This window comes from Streptomyces boluensis, from assembly GCF_009908195.1.
Taxonomy (GTDB): Bacteria; Actinomycetota; Actinomycetes; order Streptomycetales; family Streptomycetaceae; genus Streptomyces; species Streptomyces boluensis.
The window spans coordinates 26,135-41,576 of record NZ_JAAAHS010000020.1 but is presented as its reverse complement, the minus strand read 5'-3'; the positions used below and the strand labels follow the sequence as shown (position 1 = coordinate 41,576).

Sequence of the window (15,442 nt, the reverse complement as noted above, 5' to 3'; positions counted from 1 at the left end):
ATAAGGGGCAGGGGGCGGGCCATGCGGGGAACACCAGCCAATCGAAAAAAGGGCTCTGGCGGGAGCAGTCGACGGTGGTTCAGGCGCCGGGGGTGTGGGCTCCGGGCGGCGAGGTCGACGGTGAGACAAGCGTGGGGCTCGTCAGCTATAACCTCAAATACTTCCGAGGGCTGACTTGCATGCCTTTGAGGCATGCAATGGCCATGCCTCCTCCGTCTTCCGAGAGGCCACTGCCGTGGAACTTCGAGTGCTGCGCTATTTCCTGACCATCGTGGAGACCGGTTCGGTCACCAAGGCCGCCGAGGAGGTCCGCGTTGCCCAGCCCTCGCTTTCGCGTCAACTGCGCGGCCTGGAGACGTCGTTGGGCATGACGCTTTTCGACCGCGGCGGCAAACAGCTGGTCCTGACCGCCGCCGGCCGGCGCTTCCTTCCGCTGGCCCGAGACCTGGTCGCCCGCGCGGACGCCGCCGAGGCCGCAGTCGGTGCGCTGGCTGCCGGTCGTGCCATGCGGATCACCGTGGCGGCGCCGCCCACCACCATCACCGACGTGATCGCGCCGTTCCTGGCCACCTGGGGACCGGAGGATCCGCTCGTCACCGTGCAGGCGGAGAGTCCGGCGCATGCGTACCAGGCCCTTGCGAGGGGCGCCGATGTAGCCGTCTCCTCGGCACCCCCGAGGCGCCGTTTCGCCGGGCTCCCGGTGGCCCGCCTGCCGCTGTGGGCCTATGTGCGGGCCGACCATGCCTGGGCGGACCGGGACCGGGTCACCATTGAGGAGCTCGCTGCGGAGCCCCTCATCGTCCTCACCCCGGCGCACGGCACGCGGCGCATCCTGGACCATGCCGTGCAGGACGCGGACGCCTCGTACGACATCGTGCTGGAATGCGACACTCCGCACGTCGCACAGGCCATGGCGGCGTCGGGCCACGGAATTGCGGTGGTCTCCGACGATCCTCGTTTCGACCTGCACCCGCTGCTGATCCTCGACGGTGCGGGCGAGCCGCTGCAGATCCATCTGCACGCCGCGTGGGACGCCGGACACTATGCGCTGCGCAGCATCGAGGCGTTCGCCACGGGGCTGGCGCGCTTCTGCGTCGAGCAGTACGGGCCTCAGGTCACCGCCCGCGGATGAGCTGGACGTATACCTGGCGGGCAGCCTGATCAGACCGGGCAGGCATTGGACGGCGGCGCCGGCGCGCCCCACCATGCGGCGATATCCCGCATCAGCTGCCAGCCCGAGAGGACCTCGGACCATGCCGAGACCGTTCCATGCCCGACGGCTACGCCGTGCCGCCGCCACTGCCGCCGTGCTCGCGGCGCTGTTCGCCGTCCCGCCACAGACGATGGCGGCGCCCGCCGCAACCGCACCCGTACCGGGTGATCCACTCACCGGAAGCGGTGCGGTGAACCGGACCGAACTCACCGCCGGCCAACTGGCCGGGGGCAGCGCCGAAGACACCGTGCCCGACAGCGCCTTCGCCCTGCCGGCGCAAGCAGCGCCACCCACCCACAGCTTCGAAGGCACCCTCACCCTCGACGGCCTCTCCACCGCCGGCGGTTTCCGCGCACTGAAGGACCCGAACGGATACGGAGACGCTGCGGCCACCCGGCACCTACCGCCGGTCGACATCGCGCTCGTGCAGAACGGCAGCCACCTCGTCCCGGCGAAGCGCGGGCTGCAGTACACGGGGAACCAGGCGTGGAACCTGGCGGTGGGACCCGGCCGCGCGTGGAACGAGGACGGCGACGGCCAACGCACCCGCGCCTCCCTGCCGTTCGCGCTCGTCGAGCGCAACGCCAACTGCGTGCACAACGGCGCCCTGACGTTCCTCTTCGACGACACATCGATCTCCGAAGTCCGCTACCAGATCACCACGGAGACCTGCGAGTACTTCCAGTTCGACATGTGGGGCCAGGTACCGGCCGACTACCGGCCCGGCCCCGTCGACGGCGCCGAGAACCTGCGCGACGCGTACGCCTCCGAGGTCGGGGACCGGCTCCCGACCAAGCCCCTCTCGGCGCTGGCCACCGACCACCCGGACAGTGGGGTGGACGTGGCGAAGTTCGGCTCCGGCATCACGCCGTCCGCGCTGAGCACCTTCGGCTTCTACTTCGGCGGAGTCCACTACGTGGGCAACTGTCGTACCCGACAAGGGAATTACCCGTTCTGCGGCCAGATGCTGCTGCCCTCGTACTCGACGGCGAAGTCGGCGTTCGCGGGAACCGCCATGCTGCGTCTGGCGCAGCGCTACGGCCCGGCCGTGGCCCAGGAGAAGCTCTCCGACCGAATCCCCGAGACCGCCGGCAACACTGCCTGGAGCGGCGTCACCCTCGACCACACCCTCGACATGGCCACCGGGAACTACACCTCGCCCGGCTACGAGACCGACGAGGCGGGCCGCACCATGGCGGACTTCTTCGCGGCCGAGCCCTACGCCGACAAGATGCGTCTCGCCCTGTCCTTCCCGCGTAAGACCAGCCCCGGCAGCAAGTGGGTCTACCACACCTCGGACACCTTCCTCGCCGCCCGCGCGATGAACAACTACCTGCAGGACAAGGCCGGTTCGGACGCCGACATCTTCGACATGCTCCGCGACGACGTGCTCGAACCCATCGGCGTCGGGCCCGACTCCCTCGTCTCCTCCCGCACCGACAACAGCCCCGGCGGGGCACCCTTCGGCGGGTACGGCATGTTCTGGACGCAGGACTCCGTCGCCCGGTTCGCGAAATTCCTCAACAACGACCACGGCGCCGTCAACGGCACGCAGATACTCGACCCGGCACTGCTCGCGGCCACCATGCAACGCACACCGCAGGACCGGGGCATGACCACCACCGGCACCAAGCCCATGAAGTACCAGAACGGCTTCTGGGGCAAAGAGTTCACCTCCGCCGACAACCCCGCTTACACCAACCCCTTCTACGTACCCTTCATGTCGGGATACGGCGGCATCACCGTCGCGATGATGCCGAACGGCGCCACCTACTACTACTTCAGCGACAACAACGAGTTCAGCTGGAACGCCGCCGTGGCCGAAGCCGACAAGCTGGCGCCCATGACCGGCGCCGGAGGAGCAGGGACCCCGCCGACATCCTGAGCAGCACGCACGGGGCCGTCTGCATCCCCGCGTTCCGTGCCGCACCGGTAGTCGGGCTCAACGCCTTCTCGAGCGCCGCGAGTCGAGGTGATCGCGCTGGACCCGCCCGGCCACACCAGTCATGTCGACGGCCAGGCCGCGAGGAGGCCGGCGAGGAGTCGGTGCTGCAGGCCACGCGGATCGCCCTGGGTCTGCTGGCCGGCCGGATCGCCCAGCTCTCCGAGCAGATCCGGGACGTGGACGCTCGTCTCGCCCGGCTCGTGGAATGCCATGCCCCGCAGCTGCTGGAGGTGGTGGGGATCGGTCCGGACACGGCTGACGCTTTGCTGATCGCGGTGGGGGTCAACCCGGAACGTCTCGGCAGTGAGGCGTCGTTCGCCGGGCTGTGCGGGGGCAGTCCCGTCGAGCGTTCCTCGGGGCACCGGCAGTTCCGCCGCGCGGGCGGGCGCTTGAGCGGTCAGGGGGTCAGGCCCAACCGGCTGGTCAGGGCCTTGGTCGCTGCCTCGTCCACGTCGCAGTGGTACGGCGCTGCTTTCTCGGCGAGGACCTCGGGGTCGGGAAACTCGTCGAGTTCGCCCAGCCAGCGGAAGAACTGCTCGAGCCCGGCGGGTGAGATCAGCTCGAGTGCCGTGGCCGGCTCGTCGCCGTGGTTCCAGAACGTGTGCCACTGCCCGCGGGGCTTGAAGATCTCGCTGGTCGGTGTCGACGCCGTCGATCATGAAGCGGTCGGTGACCTGGCCGGGACCGGGCTCGACGAGCCCGTCGGCCGGGTGGAGCAGGCGGGCGGGGGGTGAGGGTGCGCGTGCGTTGTCCATGCCATTGACGCTACGACTGCTCGACCGGGCCGGGAACACCAGATTTCTGGGGCGATCCGGGAAGCGCACCGTGTAGCCGGACGGACGCTCCGCGTACAGGAGCGGATCGGCGCGCTGGTGGACCGGCAGTGCGAGTTGGCCACGCTCTGGCGGGAGGTGTCCGGGCTCGTCACGGAGGTCGTTCCGCATTTCCAGGTTCCGTGCTGGTTCACGCTCGATCCGTCATCGCTGCTGATCACGGTGGCCTCGGGGTGGCTCCAAGAGCATCCTGGAATGACACCGGTCCGTACTGCCGCGCGAAGGAGGCCCAGGATGATCGAGATGGCGGACATCCGGGAGTGGCGCAACCATGACGTCGTCGATTCGAGGGGTCACAAGATCGGCGTGCTCGAGGCGATCTACGTGGACACCAGCACCGACGACCCGGCCATGGCCACCGTCGAGGTCGGACTGCCCACCCGCCGCCACCTGGTCTTCGTCCCGCTGAACGACGCAATAGCGGGGCCTGGGTACGTCAGGGTCGATTACGAAAAGTCGCTGGTGAAGAAGTGCCCGCCGATCGGTACGGACGATGTTCTGCCCGCCGAGGACGAGGCCGCGGTCTTCGCGCACTACGGCATGCCCTACCAGCCCGGGGCCAATGGCGAGCGGCAGCTCGCCCGTCGCTGAGCCCGACCCCAGGAGGTGCCCGAGCCATGATGCTCTTCCTGATCCTCGTCATCGCCGCGATCGTGCTGGGCCTCATAGGCGCCGTCGCCGAAGGACTGTTCTACGTGCTGCTCATCGGCATCGTGGTGTTCGTCGCAGCCCTGGTTCACCTCGCTCTGCACCTGCGGAGTTCCGGCAGGCGCCACCGCCCGATTCGGTGAGACGCGGGGAGCGGAATACGCCGGCCCTCCAGCGGTGCCGAAACCGTGCAGGAAGCCGCGCAGCTGCTTCAGATGCTCGTCGTACTCAGCCCGCACGACCGCGCAGAGGCGCTGCGGCCAGTGGGCCTGACGGACGGCGCTGCTTGAGCAGCCGGTCAGCGGTCGGAGTAGCTGAAGTCGCCGACGGTCCACGCGTTGACTTCCGCGATGTCGACCCGGTACATCCCACCCGTCCCGGGGATGCCCATGCCGCCCTGCAGGATCCGCGCGACGTGGAAATGCAGGTGTGTGGGCACCGTGCCGGAACGCCTGCGGCCGCCACTTCCCGCGCTTCTCGCGAGGCGAAGGCGGTCGCGAACGGCCGGAGCCGCTCCGAGTCCATCAGGACCTCCGGGGCCGCTGCCGCCAGACCGCCTGGGGCGCCTGCCGGCCGGTGATGACCGCGCCCCGGTGGCCACGGTCAGGGACATCTGCGTGCTCTGCGCGGACTCGACCCTGGAGGCGAGATCGACGAGCAGTCCGTCACGCTTCGACATGCCAAGGATTCCAAGCAGCGTGCACCCGTGGCGCTCCCCGGCGAACCGAGCACACTGCCTGATCACGCCCTCCGTTCGCAGGGCGGGCACCGCCGCTGCTCCCGCCGTCAGTTGTGGCGGGCGATGCTGGTGGGCCGGCCCGCGCGGCCGCTACTTCTTCACTGCCCCGCGCCCCTGCTCGACAGGAACTTCAGGAACCGGTGCGCCGCTGGAGGGGAGCGATGCGGCTGTGGATGCGAAATCGGCCTACGCCCGCGCCAGGCGTTCCGGTCAGGTGGACGACCACGGGGCCGGCGAAGGTGTATCCCTGTTCCGCGGCGTGTCTTCGGATCTGGGTGGCCAGTTGCCTCCCCAACTGGCCGCTGCAGGCAATGAGTTGGCGGTGCGCGTCGGGTGGCAGCTGGACGACGAAGGCGTTGGGCACCAGGGTGCGCTGCCGGTCGAGGATCAAGGCCCGGTCGTCACATTCATTGCGCAGCTTCGCGACGACCTCCGCTTGTTTGCGTGAGGGCGGGATCAGCGTCTCCCACAGGGCATTGCCCCACCGCTCCACGGAGCGTTCGAACTCGACGAGGAATCTCATCCCTATCCGCTGCCCGGGCGCATCCTGGGCAGGCTCATCCATAAGGGTGTCACCGCGCACGGCTGTGCAAGAAGCGATCGACTGGCCTTGAAGTCCGCGGCGGGGCCCCGTCAACTTCCGGCTGCCCGATCCCTGACCACGAGCCGCTGCGACGCGGCGTGCGAATGGCCCCAGGAAGGTGAGGTGTGATGTCCCGGCAGAACCCTCGACTGACCATCAGCACGATCGCCAGCTGCGACGACACTTCGGTTCTGCGCGCCAAAGGAGAGCTGGACCAGAGCTGCGAGAGCTACTTCCTGGCAGCCGTCGGGACCAGTATCAACACCGGTCACCAGCACCTGGTCCTCGACGTGACCCCTTTGACCTTCTGCGACTCTCGGGGGCTGAACTGCTTGCTCGCCACACGCTGGTTACTCCAACGCCGCGACGGCAAGCTCCTGTTGGCCGGGGCAGGCCAGCGCCTTGCCGAACTGCTCGCGCAGACCGGCAGCAGTGCCCTGCTGCCCGCCTACCCGAGCGTCTCTCAGGCGCTGGCGCAGCTGCCCGAGGCCAGCCGCCCGACATGGCCCCCCGCCCCGCACTCAGAACACACCAACTCCCGTGTACAGCCCAGGACATACCTGCCTGATGAGCGAGCGTACGAAGCTGAAGAAGGCCCATAGCGCGGTCACGACGGCGAGGCCCCCGCCACCGAACCGGCCGCGCGCCGGCCCTGGCACGGCGCGGGGCGTCCGTGCCAGGGCCACTTGTCCGCCGCTGAGGAGGTTCGTTGTAACGGTCAGTGCTGCGCGGTGAGTTGGGCGCCGAGCCGGTTCAGGAGGCGCTTGAGGATGCGGGAGACGTGCATCTGGGAGATGCCGAGCTCGCGGCCGATCGCGCTCTGCGTCTTGTCCTCGGCGTAGCGCAGCGCGAGGATCTTGCGGTCGCGCTCGGGGAGGGCGGCGATGAGGGGTTTGAGGGAGTGCAGGTCCTCGACCTTTTCCAGGCCGTCGTCCAGGTAGCCGAAGTGTTCAGCCAGGGTGTCTTCCGGGGACGCGGCGTCGTTCGGATAGTCCAGGGAGACGGCGGTGTAGCCGTTGGCGGCGATCAGCCCTTCGACGACGTCGTCCTCGTCCAGGTGCAGGCGCTCGGCGAGTTCGCGCACGGTCGGCGTCCGGCCGTGGGTCTGCTCGAGTTGGGCGGTGGCCCTGGACAGGTCGATGCGCAGTTCCTGCAGGCGGCGCGGGACGTGCACGGACCAGGTGGTGTCGCGGTAGAACCGCTTGATCTCGCCGAAGATGGTCGGCATGGCGAAGGTGGGGAACTCGGTCCCGCGCTGCACCTGGAAGCGGTCGATGGCTTTGATCAGCCCGATGGTGCCGACCTGCAGCACGTCCTCGTAGGACTCGTTGCGCACGTTCATGCGCCCAACGGCGTAGTGGACGAGCGCGAGGTTGTACTCGACCAGGCAGTTGCGTACGTAGGAGTGCTCCGGAGTGCCCTCTTCGAGCTCGTCGAGGCGGGCGAAGAGCGTCTTGGACAGAGCGCGGGCATCGGGCCCGTTGATGCTCTGGGAGTCGGGAAGGGGCGCAAGGCCCTCCAGGCCCGGCACGTCCGCCCGAGCGGCGTCCGGACCGGTGGTATGTCGCTCCGCGTACGAGCTCATGGAGCCGGGATTGCTGGAGATTGCGGTCGCCATCGTCACTCCCGAAACGAGAAGTGCGCCCCCTGGCTGGGAGCGCGTCGTGGGCAGGCTGCTACCCACGAACGCTCGTGACATTCCCGTGACTTGACTGTCCGTATAAGAACCTCGCTGGCCTGCCAACACTGTGTTACTGGCGGGGCTCGACACCGGTGCGGCCGATCGCCGACGTGGCCGTCGGCCTGCTGGACGATGCCGGGAGGTGCGATGTTGCTCCTGGCGGCGGTCTGAACTGGGGAGATCGGCATTCGGGTCACCCGGGGCGTGATTCTTGGGCGGATCGGGTAGCGGGGTGCGAACTCACTTCAGGCAGGAGGCGCACCGACATGATGCCGCCAGAGGACGTCGTCGAGCTGGTCCTCGACGACCACCGCACGATGGAGGACCTGCTGCGCCTGATGCGCAGTGTGGAAGCCGACCGGAAGAAGGCTCTCCACGACTTCACGGACCTGCTGATCGCGCACGGAGAGGCTGAGCACAGCGTCCTGCTGTCCGCGCTCAGCCCCCACGCGGACACCGGCGCCTTCGTGCGCATCGAGGCCGAACACGCGGAAGCCGTCAAGGTGTTGCTCGCCCTCATCGAAGTGCGGGAGATCGGCTCGGCCGAATGGGAGTGGCGACTTCAGCACATGGCCACGGCCACCCATCGCCATTGCGACGAAACCGAGCGAAACCTTCTCAACCTGGCCTGTACGCGGTTCAGTTGCGCCCGGCGAGCGGAACTCGCCGAGGATTTCGCGAAGGCGCGCTGCCGCATGCTGCGTGCGGGGTGCGGCAGCGTCGATGCCGTACGACGTCTGCTCCAGGCCGGAGTGCCGGCATGACCGCACGCCACACCCCGCACGCACCTGCGCGCACGCCCGGACGCTCCGTCGTCGTACCGCCACCTGGCGGGGAGTGGCCCGTACTGCCCCGGCGTACCCATCGCATCCACAAGGAGTCGCCATGGATCTGACCTTGGACGCCTTCCTCGCCCAGGTCTCAGAACGCGCGGGCTACCAGGTCTCTCAGGAGGCGGCCCGAGCCGTGCAGAACGTTCTCGAGGTCCTCGGCGCCCACCTGGTCGGCGACGACCGCACCGACCTCGCCCGCCTGCTCCCCGCGCAATGCGGCCCCTTGCTGACCGTGACCGAACCGGCCGGCGAACCCCTCACCCCCACAGGATTCATCGAAGCGGTGGCCCAACTGAGCCGTGCTGAACTCGACGAGGCCAGGCGAGCGGTCGACGCCGTCCTCGCCGCCCTCGCCGCGATCACCGACGACGCCCTCCTGCGTCGCATCCTCACCCAACTCCCCCCGGGACATGCCGGGTTGTTCGGATGCACCGACCCGATGTGAGTGGAGGCCGTACCTGATGTCGGGGGAGGGCGGGGGCCGATCCTGTCGCAGTGTCCGCGATCCGTACGCCGGGGACGGCGACGTGCACGGCGTCGAGCCGTAGCCCGTGCTCGGCCACGAGCCGGTGCGCCATCGACTGGGACACGGTGGCCACCGAAGTGGCGCTGCGCAGGGCCCGGCCCTCGCTCGCGTCGAGGGCGGCGGCCACCTCGGGGGCCAGGCCGGTTTCGTCACGCAGTGGCAGGTGCACTCGCAGCACCAGGTGCGCCGCTTGGCCTCGGCCTCCAGTACACCGGGGCGCGCACCTTCAAAACCGCCCGGCCGCAGGGCCGCGATACCCGTGCTCTCGACTGCGGGGCCAATGCCTGCCCCCACTCTCCGGTGGTCGGGCATCGGCCGGTGAGCGGGTGAAGTGGCCGCTCAGCTAATGGAATTGGAGTGCAAGAGCTTCCTGGCTCAGGCTTCGGGAACCGGTTGGGTGAGGGCTTCGATGGCGCGTGTGATGAGGGCGCGGGCGTCGGCCCCTTACACGGCCATGCTGCGCAGGCGGTCGAAGGTTGCCGTGCCGTCTCCGTCCCAGCGCGCGGGAATGAGGTGCTTGCGGGCGGGCAGGAGGTGCTTGCGCGGCAGCCGCCGGGCACTGGCGTGCCAGCCACGCCGTCGATGAGCGCACACGCGAAGGAGAACGGCCTATGACACAAGGCGAACCGGCCACCAAGAACCCCGACAAGGGCTATGTAGCGCTTCTTGGCTGGAGTCTCAATGCGGTGGAAGCCCTAGACCGGTTCGACCGGCGATACGTCGTCGTGGCCCCGGAGTGGGCCGAGAAGTACTGCGTCGATCACGAAATCCCCTACGTGCCATGGAATTTCGAACGGCTCAACGACCGCTCCATGGAGATCGCCGAGACTCTCAAGGACGCGGGTGTCGACGTCGCGATCCCGCTGTACGAGGAGACGGTTGAATGGGCAGGGGCGATCAACTCCGTTCTCCTTGACAACCCGCGCTTGTACGGTCAGGCCATGCTGCTGCGGGACAAGGCGCTGATGAAGCGCCGCGCTCAACTCGGTGGTATCCGGGTCGGAATCTTCGAGGAGGCCCACGACCGGGACGACGTGATCCGCTTCCTCAAGCGTGTCAATCAGACACTGCTCAAGCTGGACGGTGACCCGAACGACCCGATCCACCTCAAGGCGTTCGACAAGGCGGGATGCCTCGGGCACCGCGTCATCCGTACCCCGGACGAGATCGACATGATTCCGGAGGAGGAGTTCCCCGTTCTCATGGAATCCCACCTCGACGGCTGGGAGTTCGCGGTCGAGGCGTGGGTGCACAACGGGAAGATCAAGTTCCTCAACATCTCCGAATACGTCACGCTGGGATACTCGGTGTTCGTGCCGGCGACCCCGGAACTGGAGCGCTACCGCCCGCAGATCACGGCGCAGATCGAGAAACTCATCAAGACGTTCGACATCGAGTTCGGCTTCGTGCACCCCGAGTATTTCGTCACGAGTGACGGCGAGATGTACTTCGGCGAAGTCGCGTACCGGCCCCCGGGGTTCAAGGTGTTCGAGCTGCTTGAGCGGGCATACGGCTTCAACGCGTACCAGGCGCTGGTGCTGGCCTTCGACCCGAAGACGACCGAGGAGGAGATCGACGCCTTCTTCCCGCGCGAGGTCGTCGACGCGTCCGGGATCGCCGGCTGCTTCGGTGTCTACCCGCGCCGCCGCGTCGTCAGCGAACTGGAGATCCCGGAGGAGACCGAGGACGACGACTACTACGAGTCGCACGACCTCTCGACACCGCTCGAGGAGACCGTCACCAAGAGGACCGCGTTCGGCACCCATTGGGGCCTGGTGTACTTCTTCGGTGAAGACCCCTACCGCATGCGCGACCTGTTGAAGAAGCAGGAAGAGCTCGACTTCTACGTCTGACGAACTCGTGGACGCGGGAGGCCAACCCGAGGGAAAACCTTTGAAACCGACCGTCGACGTCAGCGGTGAGGCCGCGACGCTGGACAAGCGCGTGACCTCACTCGACGACGCCATCCAGGCCATGGCCGAAACCCGCGACTTCGGCAAGCACACGAAGCTGCGGCGGGTCCTGGAAGCACTGCGCCGGGTACTCATACAGCCGGGCGGTGCCGCGGCGGTGCAGGCCAGGGCGCAGGCCCTCGAGGAAGCCGGCCTCTTCCAGGGGACGGACTGGGCGTCACCGGAGATCCTCGTACCGGCGCTGGTCAGCGGGAGCCTGCACAGCGGAGACGCGGACACCGTCGTCATGGAGGCGACCAGCGAGCTGCGGATGCTCGCGGTCGCCCGCGGCGACTTCGCGCACCCGACGTTCCCCGCCGAGGACGCCCGCCAGTTCCTGTCCCAGGTACTGGCGAAGAACCTGGAGCTGCTGTTCAGCGCGCCCAGCGAGGCAGAGCGAGTCCAGCAGGGCCGTACCGCACAGCTCGTCCGCGCCCTGTTCCGCCACCTCGCCGAGGAGATCGGTTACGACAGCGTCCTGGACGACCTGGTCGACGAGATCTGGCGGATCCTGCGCCAGCGTCCGATCCAGGTCGAGGCGGCGCAGTCCCTGATCACCCGGATCGCGATCTACCGCAACAGCCCGGACGTCGCTCTCGGAGTGTCGTCGGGGCAGGGCATCGACCGGCTCATCTCGAGCCTGTACGGGACCACCGAGGCGTGCCGGGAGGACCCGGGCATCGACGTCTTCCGCTCCCGGCTCGAGGCGATGGACGCCGGCGGCCTGCAGTACGAGGCGACGGGGTTCGCGCGGGCGATGCACGACACCGGCCTGGTGTCGCCGTACCACGCGGAACTGCTCCGGTTCCTGCTCAGCGAGAGCGAGCACCTCTACCTCGTCGGTGAGGCGCTCGGTCTCTCCGACACCGGCCGCAACTGCCTGCTGCGCTACAGCCAGTTGGTGCACCGGCTGATCGAGGTGGCCGTGCACCCGCAGACCGCGCAGTGCATCTACGGTCTCGCGCTGCTGCTCGACCGCGGCATCCTCTACGAGCCGCCGGTGGTGCCCGCGCTCTGGCGCCAACTGGCGCTCGAACTCTCCCCGGTGGCGCACGAGCGGCTGACCACGGTCTTCGGCGAGACGCCGGGGCCGCGGGCACGCCTTGTTGCGGGGGTGCTCTCGATGCTGGGCCTGCCGCTCGGCGTCGGTCAGGGCGACAACCCCACCTGCCAGTCGGCCCGCGCGCTGTCGATGTGGGCCTACAACGACCCGGACTACCTGCTGCAAGTCGTGGTCTGGGCCGCCCGCGACGACGAGATCCTCATGCACTTCGAGGGCCGGCCGATCTCGTCGAAGGACAGCGTGAGCGGAGTCGCGAGCACGCTGCCGCTGGACCTGGACCCCGTCTCGCTGCTCGTGGTGCCCCACCTGGACCGGATCTACGCCGAGATGGGACGGCGCTGCGCCGAGCGGCCGGGGGACCCGCACCGGTGGGTCAACCCCGAGTTCCACGGCTGGTGGACGGGCCGTGGGTTCCACATCAACGTGGACGTCGCGACCGGGAACCTGGTCGACCTCGACGAGTTCCTGCGGCAGTTCCACGCCAGCTACCACCCGTCGTACAACGGCGAGCAGCCGCTGATCCATCCGCAGCCGGCCGGCGTCGCCGTGACCGACAGCGCGGCACGCTATGTCGGCTGGCACGCGATCACGATTCTGCGGGTCGCGCCGGATCCGCAGGACGTCATGCGGGTGTACTTCTTCAACCCGAACAACGACAGCGGCCAGGACTGGGGCGACGGCGTCGTCGTCTCCACCGCGGGCAACGGCGAGCGGTTCGGAGAGGCCTCACTGCCTTTCGACCAGTTCGCCTCGCGGCTCTACATCTTCCACTCCGACCCGCTCGAGCACGGCGAACCGGAGCGGGTGCCCGCCGAAGACGTCGCGCGGATCACCGGCTACATCGAGCGCAGCTGGGGCAACGACCGGCTACCCGGGGGGACGCTGCAAGCCCTCGAAAGGCCCACGAGCCTGTGAGCTCAGTACTCCAGTTGTGCTTCTTCATCTTCCCCGCGAGGGCGGCATCCGGGCCGAACCCACGCCCGAAGGCGGCTGGCACGTAGAAGCACGCTGCGTCGTGCATGAGGACCGCCGCGTCCTGGATGTTGCCCAGCAGGTCCGCTAACGCGTCCGCACCGCCATCAGCGCCTACCTGGCCCAGGACGGAACAACGACACCGGTCACCGTCCTCGTCACGGTCACCCGCACTGTGTGAACGCGGCCATCCAGCAAACCGGTCGCTACTACCGCGCCGCATCAGGCAGCCGCCCACCTGAGTACACCTGCCGTCGCCGCTGCGGGTCTCGGCTTTATCACCCAGGCCGGTGCACAGGTGCCTGGCCCGCATCGCCACCGCCGTCGAGAAGCGGGATCGGTTGATGGAGGTCGCGTCGCAACTGGGACCGCTCTTGTCCGGGGCCGATTCGGCTGATGACCGGCTCGCGACATTGCCCGCGTTGTTCCACCCACTGCGGCAGTACGAGTCATCCAGGCTGCAGGTGCTGCCGCCATGGTGTTCGCGGCGTCGAGGCTGCATAGCGGCGCTGGTCAGAGATGGCGAGCTGGCTGGAGAGGGACCACGGCGCATCTGTTCAGTGGTCGAGGTCGACTATCTCTCAGTCTGACTCACGAAAATCTATGGCGGCCGGAGTAGACATTGGGTGGTGGTGTGGTTATGGTTTCTCTCGTAGCCGAGATCAAGTAAGCCCGGCAGGGATGAACTGCCGGGCAGCAGTACGCAGTTCGCAGGACGGTGCGGTGGTGGAGTTTCGAAGCCAGGGTTGTTGCAGGACGGCGACGGGACTGGCGACCGGACCGGGTGGCCCGCAGTGATCAGGGGCGCCGTGAGTAGTACCGCAGTGGCAGTACCCGCAAGTGCAGTTCGCGGGATCCAGCAGTGAAGTAAGTGAGCAGCACCTCGGTGAAGGCGTCGGCTGCGGACGCGCGCACCGGGAAGTTCGACAGTGGGGTTCTAAGCCGGAGCAGACGCAGGATGGGCGACGGGGCTGGCTGTCGGAGAGTGGCGCTACCGCAGGTCACTGAGCGGTTCGCATCACCAGCAGTACCAGCAGTAGGTAAGTGATGGACCCCAGAGGAAAGAAACGGAGGAACCAGTCGCCATCAGGATCGCCCGGGTAGAGGTCTTGAGCCCGGGTACCGCAGGACATCGATAGTGAGGTGGTCTCCGGTCAAGCAACCGCGATCCCCGCAGTCCCGACAGCTTCCAGTTCGGGCCAGCGGAAACGGAGCGCCGGCGCCGTATCAGGGCCGGCAGATGGTGTAGCAGTTCCTTCGGGGCCCGGGTGCCGTACGGCACCCGGGCCCCTCGACGCGTTCCACAGAGAGGTGCAAATGACAGCAGACGATTCGTTCGGGCGTCTCGATGACGACGACTACCCCGCCTACACGATGGGCCGGGCCGCCGACATGCTCGGCACCACCCAGGGTTTCCTCCGCGCCATCGGCGAAGCCCGCCTGATCACCCCGCTGCGTTCCGAGGGCGGACACCGGCGCTACTCCCGCTACCAGCTGCGCATCGCCGCCCGCGCCCGGGAACTCGTCGACCAGGGCACCCCCATCGAGGCTGCCTGCCGCATCATCATCCTCGAGGATCAGCTCGAAGAAGCGCAGCGCATCAACGCCGAATACCGCCGCGCCGCCGAATCGGAGAAGCCGACGACCACGGACTGAGGCGTCTCGCCGTCCAGCCACGGGCAGCGACCGCGCTCCTCGAACGCCGCGTTCCGGGTGGATAAATATCTGTTACCGCGAGACGAGAGTTTAATGTGCCGCGCGAGCAGTGTGTTTACCGCGACGAACAGAGTGGAATTATTGGCCGTACGCAGGCCGCTACCGCATGCTACTGTCGACCTCAGTTGCAGTCATGGTTCCCAAAAACTTCAACGCCAACGTCGGCATCCCCTGCCGCAGGAAGCGTTTTGCATTTCCGGTCATTCTCCGGGCGGGCATCATCTCGGCGACCCGGTATCCGTGGATTGCGGGCCCCGGCGTACTGCCCCAAAGGAGATATGACATGGCGTCTGGCACTGTGAAGTGGTTCAACGCGGCCAAGGGTTTCGGTTTCATCGAGCAGGACGGTGGCGGCGCCGACGTGTTCGCCCACTTCTCGAACATCGCCACCCAGGGCTTCCGTGAGCTACTGGAAGGCCAGAAGGTCACCTTCGACATCGTGCAGGGCCAGAAGGGCCCGACGGCCGAGAACATCGTTCCGGTCTGACGCCGACGCATACTTCGTAGCTGGGGCCCGTATCCATTTTTGGGGTGCGGGCCCCAGTTACGGACATTTCCTGTGGTTTCACCTGCAGAACCACCGCCCGGGACCCCTTTCCGGGAATGCGGGCCTTCTGAATCGTCATCCGTTGACGCCTGTCCTGGATTTCACTCTGCGCGACGTCACTCGTTCCATCGCCTGTGCACACGCATCGAATTCACTGCAAGCCAGGTCTGCTTTCCCATTCCATTCGGTCC

14 protein-coding genes and 1 pseudogene are annotated in these 15,442 nt (G+C 67.7%); 12 read left to right on the top strand and 3 right to left on the bottom strand.

Annotation, left to right across the window (positions count from 1 at the left end):
- The first annotated feature begins 235 nt into the window (after window positions 1–235).
- The 5 genes from GUY60_RS05070 (at window position 236) to GUY60_RS38195 (ending at window position 4,782) form a co-directional block, all read left to right on the top strand.
- Entirely contained in the window at window positions 236–1,132 is an 897-nt protein-coding gene (locus GUY60_RS05070; protein WP_161694189.1) for a LysR family transcriptional regulator, read from the top strand.
- A gap of 121 nt (window positions 1,133–1,253) precedes the next feature.
- Window positions 1,254–3,098 (top strand): serine hydrolase domain-containing protein, encoded by a 1,845-nt coding sequence (locus tag GUY60_RS05065; protein WP_161694188.1) that lies wholly within the window; start codon window positions 1,254–1,256, stop codon window positions 3,096–3,098.
- A gap of 161 nt (window positions 3,099–3,259) precedes the next feature.
- Complete coding sequence (locus GUY60_RS38795) at window positions 3,260–3,892, top strand: transposase (protein ID WP_312866189.1); 633 nt, start codon at window positions 3,260–3,262, stop codon at window positions 3,890–3,892.
- Between the two features lie 333 nt (window positions 3,893–4,225).
- Window positions 4,226–4,582 (top strand): PRC-barrel domain-containing protein, encoded by a 357-nt coding sequence (locus GUY60_RS05055; protein ID WP_161694186.1) that lies wholly within the window; start codon window positions 4,226–4,228, stop codon window positions 4,580–4,582.
- Between the two features lie 26 nt (window positions 4,583–4,608).
- On the top strand, window positions 4,609–4,782 hold the full coding sequence (locus GUY60_RS38195; protein WP_187369935.1) for a hypothetical protein: 174 nt from the start codon (window positions 4,609–4,611) through the stop codon (window positions 4,780–4,782).
- Window positions 4,783–4,937: 155 nt separating this feature from the next.
- Here the strand turns inward: GUY60_RS38195 and GUY60_RS05050 are convergent.
- A pseudogene (locus tag GUY60_RS05050) lies at window positions 4,938–5,318 on the bottom strand (hypothetical protein).
- A 190-nt stretch (window positions 5,319–5,508) separates the two neighbouring features.
- A complete protein-coding gene (locus tag GUY60_RS05045; protein ID WP_161694184.1) occupies window positions 5,509–5,901 on the bottom strand; it encodes a DUF3662 domain-containing protein in 393 nt (130 codons plus the stop codon).
- A 188-nt stretch (window positions 5,902–6,089) separates the two neighbouring features.
- Here GUY60_RS05045 and GUY60_RS05040 point away from each other — a divergent pair, with 188 nt between their 5' ends.
- A complete protein-coding gene (locus GUY60_RS05040; protein WP_161694182.1) occupies window positions 6,090–6,563 on the top strand; it encodes an STAS domain-containing protein in 474 nt (157 codons plus the stop codon).
- Window positions 6,564–6,679: 116 nt separating this feature from the next.
- Here the strand turns inward: GUY60_RS05040 and GUY60_RS05035 are convergent, their stop codons facing one another.
- Window positions 6,680–7,579 (bottom strand): SigB/SigF/SigG family RNA polymerase sigma factor, encoded by a 900-nt coding sequence (locus GUY60_RS05035; protein ID WP_246234314.1) that lies wholly within the window; start codon window positions 7,577–7,579, stop codon window positions 6,680–6,682.
- A gap of 329 nt (window positions 7,580–7,908) precedes the next feature.
- Here GUY60_RS05035 and GUY60_RS05030 point away from each other — a divergent pair, with 329 nt between their 5' ends.
- The 6 genes from GUY60_RS05030 (at window position 7,909) to GUY60_RS05005 (ending at window position 15,191) form a co-directional block, all read left to right on the top strand.
- On the top strand, window positions 7,909–8,406 hold the full coding sequence (locus GUY60_RS05030; RefSeq protein ID WP_161694180.1) for a hemerythrin domain-containing protein: 498 nt from the start codon (window positions 7,909–7,911) through the stop codon (window positions 8,404–8,406).
- A gap of 121 nt (window positions 8,407–8,527) precedes the next feature.
- The gene (locus GUY60_RS05025) at window positions 8,528–8,920 is read left to right on the top strand and encodes a DUF2267 domain-containing protein (RefSeq protein ID WP_161694178.1); all 393 of its coding nucleotides are present in this window, start codon (window positions 8,528–8,530) and stop codon (window positions 8,918–8,920) included.
- 692 nt (window positions 8,921–9,612) lie between these two features.
- Window positions 9,613–10,854 (top strand): ATP-grasp domain-containing protein, encoded by a 1,242-nt coding sequence (locus GUY60_RS05020; protein WP_161694176.1) that lies wholly within the window; start codon window positions 9,613–9,615, stop codon window positions 10,852–10,854.
- A gap of 40 nt (window positions 10,855–10,894) precedes the next feature.
- A complete protein-coding gene (locus GUY60_RS05015; RefSeq protein WP_161694174.1) occupies window positions 10,895–12,931 on the top strand; it encodes a hypothetical protein in 2,037 nt (678 codons plus the stop codon).
- A gap of 1,374 nt (window positions 12,932–14,305) precedes the next feature.
- Window positions 14,306–14,644 carry a MerR family transcriptional regulator gene (locus GUY60_RS05010; RefSeq protein ID WP_161694172.1) on the top strand — a complete coding sequence of 113 codons (339 nt, stop codon included), beginning with the start codon at window positions 14,306–14,308 and terminating at the stop codon, window positions 14,642–14,644.
- 343 nt (window positions 14,645–14,987) lie between these two features.
- Window positions 14,988–15,191, top strand: coding sequence for a cold-shock protein (locus GUY60_RS05005; protein WP_161694170.1), 204 nt, complete (start codon window positions 14,988–14,990; stop codon window positions 15,189–15,191).
- Window positions 15,192–15,442: the final 251 nt, after the last annotated feature.

Excerpts from the sequence above, each read along its gene's own strand:
- GUY60_RS05065 (WP_161694188.1), top strand. The coding sequence starts at position 1,254 with ATGCCGAGACCGTTCCATGCCCGACGGCTACGCCGTGCCGCCGCCACT.
- GUY60_RS05055 (WP_161694186.1), top strand. The coding sequence starts at position 4,226 with ATGATCGAGATGGCGGACATCCGGGAGTGGCGCAACCATGACGTCGTC.
- GUY60_RS38195 (WP_187369935.1), top strand. The coding sequence starts at position 4,609 with ATGATGCTCTTCCTGATCCTCGTCATCGCCGCGATCGTGCTGGGCCTC.
- GUY60_RS05045 (WP_161694184.1), bottom strand. The coding sequence starts at position 5,901 with ATGAGATTCCTCGTCGAGTTCGAACGCTCCGTGGAGCGGTGGGGCAAT.
- GUY60_RS05040 (WP_161694182.1), top strand. The coding sequence starts at position 6,090 with ATGTCCCGGCAGAACCCTCGACTGACCATCAGCACGATCGCCAGCTGC.
- GUY60_RS05035 (WP_246234314.1), bottom strand. The coding sequence starts at position 7,579 with ATGGCGACCGCAATCTCCAGCAATCCCGGCTCCATGAGCTCGTACGCG.
- GUY60_RS05030 (WP_161694180.1), top strand. The coding sequence starts at position 7,909 with ATGATGCCGCCAGAGGACGTCGTCGAGCTGGTCCTCGACGACCACCGC.
- GUY60_RS05025 (WP_161694178.1), top strand. The coding sequence starts at position 8,528 with ATGGATCTGACCTTGGACGCCTTCCTCGCCCAGGTCTCAGAACGCGCG.
- GUY60_RS05020 (WP_161694176.1), top strand. The coding sequence starts at position 9,613 with ATGACACAAGGCGAACCGGCCACCAAGAACCCCGACAAGGGCTATGTA.
- GUY60_RS05010 (WP_161694172.1), top strand. The coding sequence starts at position 14,306 with ATGACAGCAGACGATTCGTTCGGGCGTCTCGATGACGACGACTACCCC.
- GUY60_RS05005 (WP_161694170.1), top strand. The coding sequence starts at position 14,988 with ATGGCGTCTGGCACTGTGAAGTGGTTCAACGCGGCCAAGGGTTTCGGT.